Here is a 14,689-nt window from a genome sequence, read left to right as displayed (position 1 = left end):
TGGTAATGCCCGGTATGGGATGACGGTTTGGCGGTTCGATCGATCCGCACGCCGAGATGGCTGTTCAAACTGGGCCGGCTTCAAATTGACTACCCGATGAGACGCCAGCCCCGATCGACAAAGGAATGGATTGGTAAATGAACATCAGAATGGTTTTGCTCGCATCAGCAGCAGCATTTGCTGCATCGACGCCGGTTCTTGCAGCTGACGCTATTGTTGCTGCTGAGCCGGAACCGGTTGAATATGTTCGCGTCTGCGACGCTTACGGCACCGGCTACTTCTACATCCCCGGCACCGAAACCTGCCTCAAGATCGAAGGCTACATCCGTTTCCAGGTCAACGTTGGCGATCGGGTTGGCAATTCGCTGACGCGTGCTAACGACTCCGACTGGGATGCTGTTACTCGCGGCCAGGTTCAGTTCACCGCCAAGAGCGACACCGAGTATGGTCCGCTGACCGGCGTCATCGTCATGCAGTTCAATGCTGACAATGCCACCGACCAGGATGCCATCCTCGACTCCGCTTACCTCGACATCGCGGGCTTCCGCGCTGGTCTGTTCTACAGCTGGTGGGACGATGGTCTCTCGGGTGAAACCGACGACATCGGCTCTATCGTAACGCTGCACAACTCCATCCGCTATCAGTACGAAAGCGGCGACTTCTACGCTGGTCTCAGCGTCGACGAACTGGAAGACGGCTTCTACAAGACCGGCGAAGGCCCGAACAACGTAGGCGTTGCCTTCGGCGTTGGCGGCAAGGCTGGTGCCTTCAGCTACCAGGTCACCGGCGGCTGGGACTTCGACAACGAAGACGGTGCTGTTCGTGCAATGGGTACGGTTGACATCGGTCCCGGTACGCTCGGCCTCGCAGCCGTATATTCTTCCGGCCCGAACTCCTACTACTCCGCAGCCGAATGGGCTGTCGCTGCCGAATACGCAATCAAGGCAACCGACAAGCTCAAGATCACTCCCGGCGTCCAGTACTACGGCGACATCTACGAGGCTGGCGACGACTTCAGCGACGACGACGCTTGGAAGGTTGGTCTGACGGTCGATTACCAGATCGTCGACAACTTCTACGCCAAGGCTTCGGTTCAGTACTACGATCCGGACAATGGCGACGACAAGACGTCGGGCTACTTCCGCCTGCAGCGTTCGTTCTAATCCACTTAGTGAGTGTCCCCGGTTTTCGGGCCGGGGGCGCTTCAAATAAGTTTCTGATCCGAGTGACCTCCGATCAGCTACGGGGACGGGTCCGGTCTTCCCTGCCGGACCGTCCTTGCAGTGTTTTTGACACGCGCTGTTGTGGCTGTATTTTCGGAGCGCCATCCAGGTAAGCCGAACCGGCATGTTGTGTATCGCACGTCGGCATCCTGCAGGCCTTGATCAAGGCCATTCTTTTCTCAAGAGAGTTTTGGATTGACCGTTGGATATTGGCTGGCTTTGCCGCGACGGGTCGCGGAAAGAAGATCCAATGCCGACAATGTGATTACAGCTTTGCTGGAGAGAGCATACAACCTTTTCGGGGCGGCATTCATTCCTACTCTCGGATAGCTTGTTCGCATGGACGATCTCAACGACTATTATTATTTTGCAGCCGTCGTCTCTAGCGGCGGTTTTGCTTCTGCGAGTCGCAATCTGAAAATACCGCGCTCAAAATTGAGCAGGCGGGTCAGCCGGCTCGAGGACGGGCTTGGCGCACGGCTGATAGAGCGGTCGACCCGTCACTTTCGGGTGACAGAGATCGGCCAGGCTTTTACGAAAAATGCCAGACCATTCTGCAGGAGGCCGATCGCGCCAAATCGATCGTCACCGAGGCCCAGTCCGATCCGCAGGGCGTAGTCCGGATGGCCTGCCCGCTCGGTCTTGTCGACATCTCCGTCGGGGGTATTCTGCCTGAATTCCTCGAACGCTACCCTAAGATCAAGTTGTAGATTATCGGCTCCGACCGGCGTGCCGACCTCATCAACGAACGGATCGATCTTGAGGTGAGGGCGACCAACGAGCCGGAGACACAGACGAGCCTGAAGATGCGTAAGCTCGACCGGGCGCGGCGAATCCTGGTCGCAAGTCCGTCGCTTATCGAACGTATCGGCGGTTTAGATTGCGTCGACGAGCTGGCCGATCTTCCGACGCTGGCGATGACCCCGTGGGTGTCGTTCCATAGCTGGGAACTCATCGGTCCGAATGACGAAAAACGGGTAATCCGGCATCAGCCGAGGCTGACCTGCCGCAGCATGACCGCCATTCTCGATGCAGCCCGGGCCGGCCTCGGCTTCGGGCTTCTGCTCGAAAGCGCGTGCGAGGCGGATCTGCAGGCCGGGAGGCTCGTGCGGGTGCTGCCGCAATGGCAGTCGGAGGAAGCCAGTTTTTATATCGTCTTCACGACCGCCAAGGGCATGCCGCCGGCCGTGAGAGTGCTGATCGACTTCCTCGTCGAAAAGTCCAGGCATCATTGACGGCCAGGCGAAAGCCTCGGCCCTACAGAGATGCTTTACCGAAGATCTGGCCGTCGATCTAATCCTGGGACTTCAGCCGGGCATGGGGTAGCGCCCTTAGACGACCATGTCCTAGTTAGGCGGGAAAAAGCTCGAGCGGCGGCCTGTCATCGTTCAAGTCGAGCAACTGGCACCGAAGCTGGCGGTTACTGCGGCACGGACAATCAATGGAACGATCCGCCTCGACCAATGTTGAATCTTGGGTGGAGTCCCTGATGATGCGAATGCTGATGATCGTCATTATCGGAGCAATGATTGCTTCAATACTCGGTATCCTGGCGATCAAACCATTTGATCGCGGCAGCGACGCGCCACCACCGGTGATTCAACAACAGGAGCCGAATAGTAGTTCAGCCTCGGCTGAGGTGCCAAGGTCTCGGTAAAACAGAAGCAAACCAAGCTCGTTCCAATTAGCGCTCGATCCATAACAACGGAGCTGCGTAAAGCGTCCTGATGTGCCAATTGCAGAACTCTCGCGCCAAAGGCAATGGAGCGAGAGTTGAGACTTGAATGAGCCGATACCGCCGAACCCGTGGACAGTGTGGCGCGACGCGGACCGTCAGTGAGCCGTCTGTGAATGTGCACCGCCGCGTTGCGAAATGCCGCTTAGTGCCTTGCCTGTTTCCATGGTCTCGCCCTTCATGGCGAGATCACCAAGCGAGATGATGCCGACCAGCCGCTTGCTTCGGTTCAGCACCGGCAAGCGCCGCACTTGAAGATCCCCCATGTTGTGAAGGACGTCTTCGACATCTTCGTCATCGAAGCAGTATTTGACATCGGTACTCATAACGTCGCGGACTTTTGCGTCGGGGCCTTTGCCCTCTGCCACGCCACGAATGGCGATGTCGCGATCGGTGATCATGCCGACCAGCCGGTCATTCTCGCCCACCGGGAGAACGCCGGCATCGAGACGTCCCATCATTGAAGCGACATCTCGCAATGTGTGCTCCGGATCGGTGATCTGCACGTCTGTGGTCATGCAATTGCTGACTTTCATGATAACCTCCCTGGGACCGTCCGCGCCTCTCGCACGGGACAAAAAGAGTGAACGCGCACCATTCGGAAACGTTCCTGTCAAGACCCGGTCGTCTGATTGCATGCCGGAGTGCCGTCGTCGAAATCGACTCGACGCGAACCGCGAAAATTGTGTGGGAGTCTATCTCTTCTTTCTCCTCGCTTATGTTCGGCGGTGCGACGCGTGATCTGCTGAATAACATTTCGATGCCGGTGTTGATGTCGCACTAAACGCAGCCTTGCGACTGGCCATCTGCTCGATGAATTCTTTGAGCATGTTCTCGGCGCTGCGGAGGTTGGTGACATCGATTCCGATCCAAGCAGCGCTTCTGGATTCGGAACCTTCAGTGTGGGAGTGGGTTCTTGTCGGTGAAGCCAGAGGAATTGGCTATGCCTAGAAAAGCTGCTGCCCCCGCCAAGCGGATCGACCCGAAAGAGAAGCCTATCCACCGTTCCGACGACCAGGTGGCGCCCGCAGACCCCGACAATCGCCAACATCCGCCACGAGATACAAGAGAGACGCCGGCGCCGAACCCAAACGACAAAGGGCTCCCGAATAGGCCGCCGGAATAAGTCAGAGACCGAAGCCGGACTCAAGGCGCGCGATCGGTAAGAGCGTCGGCTCCCTCCTGCTCGGCGCAATGCGCACAACAATAAATGATATCGCCCTATTCGACGCCATGCCCGATGATTCGAACGCCGCAATGCGGGCAGGCGGGAGCAAGTTTCTGAATAGCGCATTCGAAGCTATCGAATGTGTAGATTTCATTCCCCAAATTTACTTGGAAGGCCCTGTCATAATCGTTCCCGCACTGGTCGCATTTGGCCATAGCTGAATCCTCCTGCTTACCAACCTCGCGCGCAGCGATAGGTTCCATTTTAGGCACCGGCTCAAGCCTAGTGCCCGACTATGTGGGCGACTTCCTCCAGCTTTTCGAGGCCAGGCTCTCCGCGAAATTGTTACGACGTACGAGCTCTAAGGTTGCGCGTCAGGGCTGCGCCGGGAAGATGCTCTGCAGTACTTGCCAACGTTCGTCAAGGCGCAAGCGCGAAGTTCGCGACCGTCTTTTATGCAGTGCAGACACTCGAGCTCATCGCGGATACTACGAACATCACGAAGCTGGCCCTACATGCGCGACTGCCTCAAGATGAACGGCTGCATCGCGCTATTTTAGCCGCGCCATAAGCTTTTCGCCGCTCAGCTCCCTGACCGCGTCCCTGCCGATCCAGCGCGCGGTTTTATCCCGACTTTCGGCTAAAAGCTTCGCCAGCCCGAGCGCCGGCCCATGGCAGGTGCGATTGCGCTTGCCGATGCTGCGCAATGCCCAATTGACCGCCTTGCGAACGAAGTTTCGGGAATCGCCGGAATGCTCCTCGATCAGCGGCAGCCAGGAGAGGATGGCCGTATCGGTATCGCCCTTTCGATGGACGGCGGCGCCGGCGATCATGGCAAAAGCGGCGCGACGGACAAATTCGCGCTCGTCGGCAGCGAACTCCGGAATGAGCTCGTCCAGGCGCGCCTCGACGAAGAGATCGGCGGCGCAGTCGACGATTTCCCAGGAGTCGAAATCATGAGCCCAGTTTCTTGCTTCTTCCGGCGTCAGCCGCTTCGGCTCGGCGGTATAGAGAGCGAGCAGCCGAGCCTCGCGGATATTGCTTCGCCAGAGCTGCATTGCTCTGAGGTGATTCCTCTTCACCAATCTGGCGACCGTCCTGATGTCAGGATTGGAAATTCCTAGGGCGCGGTCGGTGACGATGCCGAATCGCGCCATTCCGGCAGCATTCTCCTCCGAGCGCAGCGTTTTGAGATGCGCGATCAGTTCAGCCGGATCGGACGAGGGACCGATCATTTCTCAAGCCGGGCGAGCAGCGACGACGTGTCCCAGCGATTGCCGCCCATTGCCTGAACATCACCATAGAACTGGTCGACGAGGGCGGTGACCGGCAGCTTGGCGCCGTTGCTGCGGGCTTCGGCGAGCACGATGCCAAGATCTTTGCGCATCCAGTCGACTGCGAAGCCGAAATCATATTTGCCGGCATTCATGGTCTTGTGGCGGTTTTCCATCTGCCAGGAGCCCGCTGCACCCTTGGAAATCACCTCGATGACCTTTTCGATATCCAATCCGGCGCGCTTGCCAAAATGCAGTGCTTCGGAAAGCCCCTGGACAAGACCAGCGATGCAGATCTGGTTGACCATCTTGGTAAGCTGTCCGGAACCGGCCGGCCCCATGAGGCCAACCATGCGCGCATAGGCGTCGATCACCGGCCGGGCTCTTTCGAAGACGGTCTCATCGCCGCCGCACATGACAGTCAGCACTCCGTTTTCGGCGCCAGCCTGGCCGCCGGAGACCGGAGCGTCGATGAAATCCACACCTTTTTCCTTTGCCGCGGCATAAAGCTCGCGGGCGACCTCGGCGCTGGCGGTGGTATTATCGATCAGCACCGAACCCGGCTTCATGCCGTGCAGAGCGCCGTTCTCGCCTGAGATCACCGAGCGGAGATCGTCGTCATTGCCGACGCAGACGAAGACGAAATCGGCGCCGGCCGCAGCCTCGGCAGGGGTGGGGGCGGATTTGCCGGAGAATTTCTCGGCCCAGGCAGCGGCTTTCTCGGCCGTGCGATTGTAGACGGTGACATCGTGGCCGCCCTTCGTCTTCAAATGACCGGCCATGGGGAAGCCCATGACGCCGAGACCGATGAACGCGACTTTTGCCATATGTCCTATCCTTATCCTGAGTGAGAGGCCTTGAGGATTAACCGAAACGGCGCAAGCAGAAAAGCCGTGAAGACGGACTTCCTTCCGGTTGGCGCATATGAGGCTCGTCGCCATTCGGCCGAGCCCTAGATGGGAACGAGGACAATGTTTCCGGGGGTGACATGAACGAAATTCCAACGATCGAGCCGCGCCGCAAAGGCCGCAGCGGCACGCAGGCGATGCTTATTCCGTCGCGGCAGATGATCGAAGAGCAGATTCGGTTGGCGCCTGAAGGTGTTCTCACCGAGACCGGCGACCTGCGCCGCCGTCTCGCTGCCCAATACGGAGCGGATGCCTGCTGCCCGGTGACAGTGCAGCGGCATTTGCGTGCGATCGCCGAACTATCCTTCGGCGCGATGGAGAAGGGCGAACCGGTTTCGGTGGTGACGCCATTTTGGCGCATGGTGGATCCGGCGAGCTCGCTTGCGAAACGTCTTGCCGGCGGTCCCGCCTTCATTCGCGAGCGATTGGCCGCCGAATACCGAGAGAATAGCGAGGCAGGCGAGAGGAGGTGACTTTCGGCATCCGCCTGCATTTCATTGTGCGGGAAATCGACGAAGAAGCCTGGGAGGCGGCCGAGCGGCTGATCCGCCATCTCGAGACGATACGATCCGCGAGGCGCAGGAATGCTTCGTCCACCAATCCGATTCGGTCGGACAGAAGCGCATGGCCGCTCTTCACGGCGGCCGCCGCGACTCCTGAGTGCAAACAAGATGCAGAGCATGTATCGCCGGAAGCCGTCTGCGGCTTCCGGCGTTTTTCTGATTGCCCCTGAGACTGGCGGGTCGCAATTATGCATAGCCAACGGGCTATTATAAATGTGTCGTGTCTTTTCGATAGTTGTATCGCTGGCGAGTGGGCTATCGGTTTTCCCAATCAGTTTGCCGCCGTCTGGCTTGACATACGTATACCTCGATGGCTATAGGTTTATTCATAGCTGGATAGGTATGGGTTTCTTCAATGTCGAACGTTCAGGACGTCCTCTTCAGGACGCTTGCGGATCCCACCCGGCGCGCGCTTTTCGAGCGGCTGTGCCGAGAGGGGGAGAAGACGGTAGGGGCGTTGACGGCGCAGGCCGGGGTCTCGCAGCCGGTCGTTTCGAAACATCTCGGGCTGCTGAAGCAAGCCGGCCTGGTGCGCGACCGTCATGAGGGGCGGCAGACGCATTATAGCGCGCAGCTCGGCGCGCTTGCGCCGCTCGTCGACTGGACGAGTGAGATGGCCGGCTTCTGGCAAAGCCGCTTCAATGCCCTCGAAGATTTGTTGAAGAGGATGGATCAATGACAGATATATCGACCGAAACACGTTCCGTCGTCATCGAGCGGGAGATGCCTTTTCCGGCGGAAAAGATCTGGCGGGCGCTGACCCAGCCGCACCTGATCCAGGAGTGGTTGATGAAAGGCGACTTCAAGGCGGTCGTCGACCATCGTTTCAACTTCAACGCCGATTGGGGCGCGGTCGACTGCCGCGTTCTGGAAGTCGAGTCCCACAAGACCCTCGCTTACAGCTGGGGCGCCTATGGCCTCGAAACCGTCGTGACCTGGACCCTCACGCCGACGGGCGCGGGTACGCATCTTCGCATGGAGCAGTCAGGTTTCCGGGCGGATCAGCGGCAGGCCTATGGCGGCGCCAGGAGCGGGTGGCCGCAGTTCTTCGACAGACTGGAACAGGTGTTGGCGCGGGTTGACTGATCCGTCGGCGAGCGGGCGGCCCGTCGGGCTCACTTCGAGGAGGCTTCATTGAACTGGAACAACTGGTTTCGGCAGGTCCACCGTTGGCTGTCCATTGCCTTTACGCTGGCCGTAATCGTCAATATCATCGTCATGGTGCAGGAGAAGTCGGCGGTCTGGATTGGGCTCTTGGGATTGCTGCCGCTCGGCCTGCTTCTCGTTACCGGTCTCATCTTGTTTGTGCTGCCCTATGCCACGAAACGGCGCGGCGTCGGAGGCATCGGCGGATAGGAGGAAATCTATGGCGGGCAGAACGTCGAAAGGCGCGGAGAAGGTCACGAAAAACACCGCCGCCAAACCGGCGGGGGCGACACCGAAGCTTCTGTCGGGCGGCAACCCGCAAATTCCCAAGGGTTATGGCGATGCGCCCGTGCAAGCCTACATCGCCGCCATGCCGGACTGGAAAAGTGAGATCGGGCGTCGCCTCGATGCGCTGATCTCCAGAACCGTGCCGGGCGTCTGCAAGGCGGTCAAATGGAACTCGCCCTTTTACGGCGTGGAAGGGCAGGGTTGGTTCCTCGGAATCCATTGCTACGCCAGCTATGTCAAGGTGGCTTTCTTCAAGGGGGTGTCGCTGCATCCCCTGCCGCCAGGCGAGTCTAAGCAGAAAGAGGTGCGCTACCTCGACATCCGCCAAGACGATCCCTTCGACGAGGCGCAGATCGCCTCCTGGGTGGAGCAGGCGAGCCGGTTGCCCGGCGAACGGATGTGAGATTTTTGATGCGCGGCGACGGGAGAACGATAACTATGAAGAAGATGACGGCAACCACGAAGAGGACCGATTCCGAAGAAGGAAGCGGGCAAGCCTCTCCCTCTCAATTGATCGATGCGAGGATTGAGGAGCTCAAGGATTGGCGCGGCGACATGCTCGCGCGGGTCCGCGCGCTCATCAAGCAGGCCGAACCCGAAGTGGTCGAGGAATGGAAGTGGCGAGGGGTTCCGGTGTGGGAGCGCGCCGGCATCATCTGCACCGGTGAGACCTATAAGAACGTGGTCAAGCTTACCTTCGCCAAAGGAGCGTCGCTTGAGGATCCGAACAGCCTTTTCAACTCCAGCCTCGACGGCAACACCCGGCGTGCCATCGACTTTCATGAAGGCGACGAGATCGATGGGGAGGCGTTGAAGGCGCTCATTCGAGCCGCGGCCGCGCTGAATACGTCGGTGCGGACGGCCGGTTCGCGGAAGAAATCAAGCAGCGTGTGACACGTCATCGGGCCGCGTTAGTGAATCGGGCTCGTCTCGCGTTCGAGAAAGAGTTCGAGATTGTCGAGGCCGACCTCGGTGCCCTGAAGGCGGGCTCCGTTGTCGGCGTAGCCGTCGAGGAAAACCACTTGCTCGGTGAAGACCATTCTGGTGCCGCTGGGTTCGACGTCGAAGGCGACGGTGACGAGCGAGGCTGAGATGCGGATTTGCCCGAGCTTCATCTCATAGGCATAGATGATGCGGGTATCCGGCACGATATCGATGTAGCGGGCGTCATAGGCGTGCAGAAGCCCATCGGTGTCGGCGGTATAGTTCCTCTCTGTACCGCCCGGCCTGAAATCGAGCGCATATTCCAGCGGCACCCATTCGCCGTGGCAGGCAAACCATTGCCGCTTGGACTCCGGGGTCGACCAGGCGCGGAAGACCCGGGCGACGGGCGCCGTCAGGCGGCGCTCGATGACGAAGGTGGTATGTTCGGCAGAGCGTATCGTCATTCGGGGAGGATCTCCGGTTCATCGGCGAGAAATTGATCCAGTCTGTCGAAGGCAGCGGTCCAGCGGGTCTTTCGCTGTTCCACCCAGCGCTCGACAGCGGCAAGCGCATCCTGCTGCAGGCGGTAGGTTCGCACCCGGCCGGATTTTTCGGATAGCACGAGGCCGCTCTCCTCCAGCACCTGCAGATGTTTCATCACCGTCGGCAGGGCGACGGCGAGCGGTGCGGCCAGTTCGGTGACCGAAGCGGGGCCGCGGCCGAGGCGGTCGATCATGCCGCGGCGACTGCGATCGGAAAGGGCGTGAAACATGCGGTCGAGATCCGCCTGGCTTTCGATCATTCCGCCGCATCCCGATAACGGGCGGGCAGCCTGTCCTGATAGGGATAGAACTTGAAATAAGGGCGGGCCTCTTCCAGCGCCCTGGCGAAGGAAGGGCGCGCCAGCAGACGATCGTAATAGGCGCCAAGTTTCGGCTGCTCCTGTGAGAACGGGACCAGCGTCTCGGCATAGAAGAGGGCGGGGCCTGCGGCGCAATCGGCCATAGTAAAGGCGTCGCCCGTTATCCAAGGGCTTTCACCCAGCTGCTTTTCGATCATCGCATAGGCTGTGGTGAGCGTCGCTTTGCAGGCGGCCATCTCTATTTCGTCTGCCGTGCCCTCGGGACGCCGGCGATGGCTGACGAGCGTCTGCATCGGCACCTGGACATAATGGTCGAAGAAGCGGTCCCAGAGGCGGACCTGCAGCGCCCGATCGATCTCCAGCGGCAGCAGGCGCACGGGGCCGGGGTAGTGATGGTCGAGATATTCGATGATGATCGTCGTTTCGGGAATGGTGCTGTCGCGCGCCTCGTCCCTCAGCAGCGGCATCTTGCCCATCGGCCAGAAGCGGAAGAGATCGGCACGCGAAGCCTCGTCGGACAGATCGATGAGGCGATTTTCGAAGGGCGTCGCGTTTTCATAAAGCGCGATCAGCACCTTGTGGCAGAAGGAGGCGAGCGGATGCCCATAGAACACGAGCGACATGCGGCGACCTTTCTTATCCGGTAGAAAACTTTACCGAACGACTAAGTATCAGGTCGAAACAGAATGCGCAACAAATAGTTCGCCAATTGTGAAACTATTCTCTCAACCGATATGCCGCGCGATCACCAGGTGACCCGGTGTCGGCTGACCGTCTTCCATGCGGACGTTGATCTCCGATACCTCGACGAGTTCGAAACCAGTCGCTGTCAGACGTTCCCTGACATAGGCATAGGCATGGGCAAAGCGCTGATGCGGCCCGACCATATAGGCGCGGCCGGCAAGCGTCTCCTCGGGCAAGGTTTCGGAGGAGAAGATGAACAGACCGCCCGGCGTCAGGTTTTCGGCGGCGCCGAAGAAGAGCGGTTCGAGCGCGCCGAGATAGGGCAGCACGTCTGTGGCGGTGATGAGGTCGAAGGCATCCTCGTCATTGTCGTCGAGGAAATCCTCGACCTCGGCGACGAAGAGCGTCTCGTAAAGATCTTTTTCGTGGGCGATCTCGACCATCTTCTCCGATATGTCGATGCCGGTCATGTCCTCGCACAGGTCGCGCAGCGCGCCGCCGGTGAGACCGGTGCCGCAGCCGAGATCGAGCAGCCGCTTGAATGGCCCTAGCTTCAATGCCTGCAGGCGCTGGCGCACCAGCATCGGCACGTGATAGCCGAGTTGCTCGACGAGCACGTCCTCGAAGATCTCGGCATGCTGATCAAACAGGGTCTCGACGTAGGCGTCGGGCGCCTTGACCGGAATTTCGCCGCGGCCCATCGCGGCGATGCGCACGGCGGCTCCGCCGTGGTCCTCGGGGTCGATCGCCAATACGTCCTCATAGGCCGCCACGGCCCCATCGACATCACCTGATTTCTCCAGCGCCAGTGCGCGGTTATAGGCCTCGGCAAGGGCTTCTTCGTCGATCTTCTTTGCCATCGCGGTTCATGTCCTTTTGTTTTCAGGCATGGCTCTACGGTGGCTTTCGATGTTTTGCAATGGCGCGGCTACAGGCGCAGAATGGCCAAAAAGAAGACGACGGGAGGAAATGCCATGAAAGCGGAGCAAGACAGGATGCCACCGGCAAGGGAAGAAGAGGGTGAGCGCCCCTTGCTGCTGCCCACAACGCCGGGCGAGATCACCAATACGCTCAGCCATTATTACCGCGGCGAACTCGGGCGGATGACGAGCTGGCGCGACCGCATCGACCGGACGTCCAACTGGGCGATTACCGTGGTGGCGGCGCTGCTTTCGGTGTCGCTGTCGACGCCGACCTCGCATCATGGCGTGCTGCTGTTCGGTATGATGCTGGTGACGCTGCTTCTGATAATCGAGGCGCGGCGCTACCGCTTCTTTGATATCTACCGCGCCCGAATCCGGCAGATCGAGCGCTGTTATTTCGCGCAAATCATGGCGCCGAACGCTTCGGCCGGCAGCGAATGGGCTGCGGTGATCGCCAACAGCCTGCGTCATCCACGCTTCCTGCTCAGTTATGGGGAAGCAATGCATCGGCGGCTCAAACGCAACTACGGCTGGATGTATTTTATTCTGCTGCTTGCCTGGTGCCTGAAGATTTCGACGCCGAAACTGCAAACGGAGGGTGTACCGACGCTACAGGCGCAATCGTGGACCTATGTCATCGACAATGCCGTGCTCGGGCCGGTTTCCGGCCTTGCGGTCATCGCAGCAGTCGCCGTCTTCTATCTCGGCATGCTCTATTTCGCGCTGCGTCCGGATCGCAACGAGGGCGAATTCGGCCATGGCGAGGCGCATGTCTGATCAGTGCAAGATGAACTCACCCTTCAGCGCCCGCCACTCGGTTGCCGAAATCAGCTTGCGGTGGACGTAGCGCACCGAGTGTAACGGCCCGTCGAGCTTCTCCTGCCAAAATTTCAGGAAACCGCGCATCTCAGGAAAATCGGGTGCGAGGTCATAATCCTGCCAGACGTAAGTCTGCAGGATCGTCGGGTGATCCGGCAGGTGGTAGAGGATCTGGGCGGTCGTCAAACCGTAACCCTGCAGTTGCTTTTCCATGTCCTTGTGCATCGTATTCAGCTTCTTCTCGTTCCCGCTCACGCTTTATTAGCGCCACGTGAAATGGAAGCACGCGAGTGGTTAATGCAAGCTTAACAGATGCGTTGCAAAGGAAGTATTCTTTTTTATTTTTCAATGGTTTGGCAGCATGGTGATGTGAGTGCTGCCAAGCTGCTTTAGCAATCCGCCGTTCCAAAACTGCGATACGCTTTTGGCGTCATGCTCAGCGCTTGAGATGCCGCGTCAGTCGACGCTCGATCCAGGCCCAGAGATGGCGTAGCGCCTCGACGATGGTGAGGTAGAAGATCGCTGCCCAGAGATAGGTCTGGTAGTCGAAGGTGCGGGAGAAGGCGTAGCGGGTTTCGCCCATCAGATCGAGTACGGTGATGATGGCGACGACCGCCGAGCCTTTGATCAAAAGGATGATCTCGTTGCCGTAGGGGCGAAGCGCCACGATGAAGGCCTGCGGCAGGATGATCTTGCGGAAGGCGATGATCCTATGGATGCCGAGGGCAGCCGCTGCTTCGCGCTGGCCGTGCGGCACGCTCTCGATTGCACCGCGCAGAATTTCCGCCTGATAGGCCGCCGTATTGATCGTCATGGCAAAAAGGCCGCAATACCAGCCCTCGCGGAAAAACCACCAGATGCCGACGGCTTCCAGCTGCGGGCGGAAGACGCCGAGGCCGTAATAGACCAGGAAGAGCTGTGCAAGCAGCGGCGTGCCGCGGAAGAAATATATATAGCCATAGGCGAACCAGTTAAGAGCCCGGTTCTTCGACAGCCGCGCCATAGCGAGCGGCAGGGAAAGGATGGCGCCGCAAACGACGGAGATGGCAACCAGGCTGAGCGTCACCCAGAGTCCGTGCAGATAACGCGGTCCGTAGCGGGTGAATTTCTCCGGATCCCAGCCGTTGATGACGGTGAAGATCAGCAGCGCGGCGAACAGAGCCCAGACCGCAACGAAGACGTAGCCGCACAGGCGTGCCGCCGTGACCGGCTTTGCCACCTTGCGAGGTGCAGGCTGCGGCGGGATCAATGTCTCAGCGTAGCTCATCGGCGGACCTCCGAACGTTTGGCCCAGCGGTCGACATAGGCAAGCAGGAAGGAGGAGAGGATAGCGAGCACCAGATAGAGACAGCAGGCAATACCATAGAAGAAGAACGGTTCCTTGGTCACCCGCACAGCGACGCTCGTCTGGCGCAGGATGTCGGCAAGGCTGATGATCGAGACGTAGGACGTGTCCTTCAGCAGCACCATCCAGAGGTTCGTCAGACCGGGGAGGGCGATGCGAACAAGCTGCGGCAGGATGACGAGCCGCAGCGTGCGGCCGCGATGCAGGCCGAGCGAATCTCCCGCCTCATATTGGCCTTTAGGAATAGCGCGGAAGGCCGAAAGCAGCACCTCCGAGCAATAGGCGGAGAAGACGACCGACAAAGCGATCACGCCGGCCAGGAAGGCGTTGATCTCGACCGGCGGCCCGACATAGCCGGCAAGCTCCAGGAGAGACTGGATGAGCATCTGCATGCCGTAATAGATGATGAATAGCGTCAGAAGCTCCGGCAGGCCGCGGAAGATCGTCGTGTAGATGCCGGCCGCCAGCCGCAGCGATTTTTCTTCCGACTGCTGCCCGAGAGCCACGAGGAAGCCGATGACAAGGCCGATCGGCAGGGTAACGATCGCCACCGATACTGTGACCTGCAGACCAAGGGCGATTTCGTCGCCCCAGCCGGTATCGCCACAAGCAAGAATCGTCGACTGACCTAACCAGGTGAAGATGCCGACGGGTCCGCAAAGCGGATCGAAAATGTGCACAATCCAGCTCCAGAAGGAGCCGAGCGCGGAAAACAATCCGCCCATGCGAGAATTCCCCTCACGGCTTTTGCCGTTTTGATCTTGCCACCTTTGTCAAACAAAAATGGCGGAAGAGCAAGCCTTCCGCCATTCGCTTGATCGGCCAGA

The 14,689-nt window shown here is 59.4% G+C and carries 19 protein-coding genes and 2 pseudogenes; 11 read left to right on the top strand and 10 right to left on the bottom strand.

The genetic code is table 11. The features are described from left to right. Positions 1-137: 137 nt before the first annotated feature. The 3 genes and pseudogenes from B5E41_RS18350 (at position 138) to B5E41_RS18340 (ending at position 2,880) form a co-directional block, all read left to right on the top strand. Positions 138-1,163 carry a porin gene (locus B5E41_RS18350; RefSeq protein WP_088395546.1) on the top strand — a complete coding sequence of 342 codons (1,026 nt, stop codon included), beginning with the start codon at positions 138-140 and terminating at the stop codon, positions 1,161-1,163. A 399-nt stretch (positions 1,164-1,562) separates the two neighbouring features. Then, positions 1,563-2,458, top strand: a pseudogene (locus tag B5E41_RS18345) (LysR substrate-binding domain-containing protein). Positions 2,459-2,664: 206 nt separating this feature from the next. After that, complete coding sequence (locus B5E41_RS18340; protein WP_088395545.1) at positions 2,665-2,880, top strand: hypothetical protein; 216 nt, start codon at positions 2,665-2,667, stop codon at positions 2,878-2,880. A 176-nt stretch (positions 2,881-3,056) separates the two neighbouring features. Here B5E41_RS18340 and B5E41_RS18335 read toward each other — a convergent pair whose 3' ends face one another. From B5E41_RS18335 to B5E41_RS18320, 3 genes are all read right to left on the bottom strand, one after another. Next, complete coding sequence (locus B5E41_RS18335) at positions 3,057-3,494, bottom strand: CBS domain-containing protein (protein ID WP_011425692.1); 438 nt, start codon at positions 3,492-3,494, stop codon at positions 3,057-3,059. 1,183 nt (positions 3,495-4,677) lie between these two features. Continuing rightward, positions 4,678-5,361 (bottom strand): DNA alkylation repair protein, encoded by a 684-nt coding sequence (locus B5E41_RS18325; protein WP_088395544.1) that lies wholly within the window; start codon positions 5,359-5,361, stop codon positions 4,678-4,680. Then, a complete protein-coding gene (locus B5E41_RS18320; RefSeq protein WP_088395543.1) occupies positions 5,358-6,227 on the bottom strand; it encodes an NAD(P)-dependent oxidoreductase in 870 nt (289 codons plus the stop codon). Before B5E41_RS18320 ends, B5E41_RS18325 begins: the two co-directional genes overlap by 4 nt. Positions 6,228-6,388: 161 nt before the next feature. Between B5E41_RS18320 and B5E41_RS18315 the strand changes: the two genes are divergently transcribed. From B5E41_RS18315 to B5E41_RS18285, 7 genes and pseudogenes are all read left to right on the top strand, one after another. Next, complete coding sequence (locus B5E41_RS18315; protein ID WP_088395542.1) at positions 6,389-6,781, top strand: hypothetical protein; 393 nt, start codon at positions 6,389-6,391, stop codon at positions 6,779-6,781. Then, positions 6,772-6,962: pseudogene (locus B5E41_RS18310) on the top strand (alkanesulfonate monooxygenase); the annotation flags it as partial. The gene B5E41_RS18315 and the pseudogene B5E41_RS18310, both read left to right, overlap by 10 nt. 264 nt (positions 6,963-7,226) lie before the next feature. After that, entirely contained in the window at positions 7,227-7,550 is a 324-nt protein-coding gene (locus tag B5E41_RS18305; protein ID WP_011425688.1) for an ArsR/SmtB family transcription factor, read from the top strand. Beyond that, a complete protein-coding gene (locus B5E41_RS18300; protein ID WP_088395541.1) occupies positions 7,547-7,957 on the top strand; it encodes an SRPBCC family protein in 411 nt (136 codons plus the stop codon). The genes B5E41_RS18305 and B5E41_RS18300 overlap by 4 nt, the downstream gene beginning before the upstream one ends. A gap of 48 nt (positions 7,958-8,005) precedes the next feature. Beyond that, a complete protein-coding gene (locus tag B5E41_RS18295) occupies positions 8,006-8,227 on the top strand; it encodes a hypothetical protein (protein ID WP_011425686.1) in 222 nt (73 codons plus the stop codon). Positions 8,228-8,237: 10 nt separating this feature from the next. Continuing rightward, positions 8,238-8,708: a DUF1801 domain-containing protein gene (locus tag B5E41_RS18290; protein WP_088395540.1), complete on the top strand. Its 471-nt coding sequence runs from the start codon at positions 8,238-8,240 to the stop codon at positions 8,706-8,708. 35 nt (positions 8,709-8,743) lie between these two features. Then, a complete protein-coding gene (locus B5E41_RS18285) occupies positions 8,744-9,199 on the top strand; it encodes a DUF1801 domain-containing protein (RefSeq protein ID WP_088395539.1) in 456 nt (151 codons plus the stop codon). A 17-nt stretch (positions 9,200-9,216) separates the two neighbouring features. Here the strand turns inward: B5E41_RS18285 and B5E41_RS18280 are convergent, their stop codons facing one another. The 4 genes from B5E41_RS18280 to B5E41_RS18265 form a co-directional block, all read right to left on the bottom strand. Continuing rightward, positions 9,217-9,693 carry an SRPBCC family protein gene (locus tag B5E41_RS18280; protein WP_088395538.1) on the bottom strand — a complete coding sequence of 159 codons (477 nt, stop codon included), beginning with the start codon at positions 9,691-9,693 and terminating at the stop codon, positions 9,217-9,219. Beyond that, on the bottom strand, positions 9,690-10,031 hold the full coding sequence (locus B5E41_RS18275) for an ArsR/SmtB family transcription factor (RefSeq protein ID WP_088395537.1): 342 nt from the start codon (positions 10,029-10,031) through the stop codon (positions 9,690-9,692). Before B5E41_RS18275 ends, B5E41_RS18280 begins: the two co-directional genes overlap by 4 nt. Next, on the bottom strand, positions 10,028-10,714 hold the full coding sequence (locus B5E41_RS18270; RefSeq protein WP_088395536.1) for a glutathione S-transferase family protein: 687 nt from the start codon (positions 10,712-10,714) through the stop codon (positions 10,028-10,030). Before B5E41_RS18270 ends, B5E41_RS18275 begins: the two co-directional genes overlap by 4 nt. 102 nt (positions 10,715-10,816) lie before the next feature. After that, a complete protein-coding gene (locus B5E41_RS18265; RefSeq protein WP_088395535.1) occupies positions 10,817-11,635 on the bottom strand; it encodes a class I SAM-dependent methyltransferase in 819 nt (272 codons plus the stop codon). A gap of 114 nt (positions 11,636-11,749) precedes the next feature. Between B5E41_RS18265 and B5E41_RS18260 the strand changes: the two genes are divergently transcribed. Next, a complete protein-coding gene (locus tag B5E41_RS18260; protein WP_088395534.1) occupies positions 11,750-12,475 on the top strand; it encodes a DUF2270 domain-containing protein in 726 nt (241 codons plus the stop codon). Here B5E41_RS18260 and B5E41_RS18255 read toward each other — a convergent pair whose 3' ends face one another. The 3 genes from B5E41_RS18255 to B5E41_RS18245 all read right to left on the bottom strand — a co-directional run bounded on the left by B5E41_RS18255 (position 12,476) and on the right by B5E41_RS18245 (position 14,587). Then, positions 12,476-12,742, bottom strand: coding sequence for an usg protein (locus B5E41_RS18255; protein ID WP_011425678.1), 267 nt, complete (start codon positions 12,740-12,742; stop codon positions 12,476-12,478). It abuts the gene before it with no gap. Between the two features lie 211 nt (positions 12,743-12,953). Continuing rightward, on the bottom strand, positions 12,954-13,784 hold the full coding sequence (locus B5E41_RS18250; protein ID WP_088395533.1) for an ABC transporter permease: 831 nt from the start codon (positions 13,782-13,784) through the stop codon (positions 12,954-12,956). Further along, positions 13,781-14,587 (bottom strand): ABC transporter permease, encoded by an 807-nt coding sequence (locus B5E41_RS18245; protein WP_011425676.1) that lies wholly within the window; start codon positions 14,585-14,587, stop codon positions 13,781-13,783. The genes B5E41_RS18250 and B5E41_RS18245 overlap by 4 nt, the downstream gene beginning before the upstream one ends. Between the last annotated feature and the right edge of the window lie 102 nt (positions 14,588-14,689).

Source organism: Rhizobium esperanzae, assembly GCF_002204185.1.
GTDB classification, from domain to species: Bacteria; Pseudomonadota; Alphaproteobacteria; order Rhizobiales; family Rhizobiaceae; genus Rhizobium; species Rhizobium esperanzae.
The sequence above is the reverse complement of the archived record's forward strand: the minus strand, read 5'-3'. Positions and strand labels throughout refer to the sequence as shown.

Coding starts and splice junctions, on each gene's coding strand:
- B5E41_RS18335 (WP_011425692.1), bottom strand. CDS start 3,494: ATGAAAGTCAGCAATTGCATGACCACAGACGTGCAGATCACCGATCCG.
- B5E41_RS18280 (WP_088395538.1), bottom strand. CDS start 9,693: ATGACGATACGCTCTGCCGAACATACCACCTTCGTCATCGAGCGCCGC.
- B5E41_RS18275 (WP_088395537.1), bottom strand. CDS start 10,031: ATGATCGAAAGCCAGGCGGATCTCGACCGCATGTTTCACGCCCTTTCC.
- B5E41_RS18265 (WP_088395535.1), bottom strand. CDS start 11,635: ATGGCAAAGAAGATCGACGAAGAAGCCCTTGCCGAGGCCTATAACCGC.
- B5E41_RS18260 (WP_088395534.1), top strand. CDS start 11,750: ATGAAAGCGGAGCAAGACAGGATGCCACCGGCAAGGGAAGAAGAGGGT.
- B5E41_RS18285 (WP_088395539.1), top strand. CDS start 8,744: ATGAAGAAGATGACGGCAACCACGAAGAGGACCGATTCCGAAGAAGGA.
- B5E41_RS18320 (WP_088395543.1), bottom strand. CDS start 6,227: ATGGCAAAAGTCGCGTTCATCGGTCTCGGCGTCATGGGCTTCCCCATG.
- B5E41_RS18255 (WP_011425678.1), bottom strand. CDS start 12,742: ATGCACAAGGACATGGAAAAGCAACTGCAGGGTTACGGTTTGACGACC.
- B5E41_RS18290 (WP_088395540.1), top strand. CDS start 8,238: ATGGCGGGCAGAACGTCGAAAGGCGCGGAGAAGGTCACGAAAAACACC.
- B5E41_RS18305 (WP_011425688.1), top strand. CDS start 7,227: ATGTCGAACGTTCAGGACGTCCTCTTCAGGACGCTTGCGGATCCCACC.
- B5E41_RS18250 (WP_088395533.1), bottom strand. CDS start 13,784: ATGAGCTACGCTGAGACATTGATCCCGCCGCAGCCTGCACCTCGCAAG.
- B5E41_RS18300 (WP_088395541.1), top strand. CDS start 7,547: ATGACAGATATATCGACCGAAACACGTTCCGTCGTCATCGAGCGGGAG.
- B5E41_RS18270 (WP_088395536.1), bottom strand. CDS start 10,714: ATGTCGCTCGTGTTCTATGGGCATCCGCTCGCCTCCTTCTGCCACAAG.
- B5E41_RS18315 (WP_088395542.1), top strand. CDS start 6,389: ATGAACGAAATTCCAACGATCGAGCCGCGCCGCAAAGGCCGCAGCGGC.
- B5E41_RS18245 (WP_011425676.1), bottom strand. CDS start 14,587: ATGGGCGGATTGTTTTCCGCGCTCGGCTCCTTCTGGAGCTGGATTGTG.
- B5E41_RS18340 (WP_088395545.1), top strand. CDS start 2,665: ATGGAACGATCCGCCTCGACCAATGTTGAATCTTGGGTGGAGTCCCTG.
- B5E41_RS18325 (WP_088395544.1), bottom strand. CDS start 5,361: ATGATCGGTCCCTCGTCCGATCCGGCTGAACTGATCGCGCATCTCAAA.
- B5E41_RS18350 (WP_088395546.1), top strand. CDS start 138: ATGAACATCAGAATGGTTTTGCTCGCATCAGCAGCAGCATTTGCTGCA.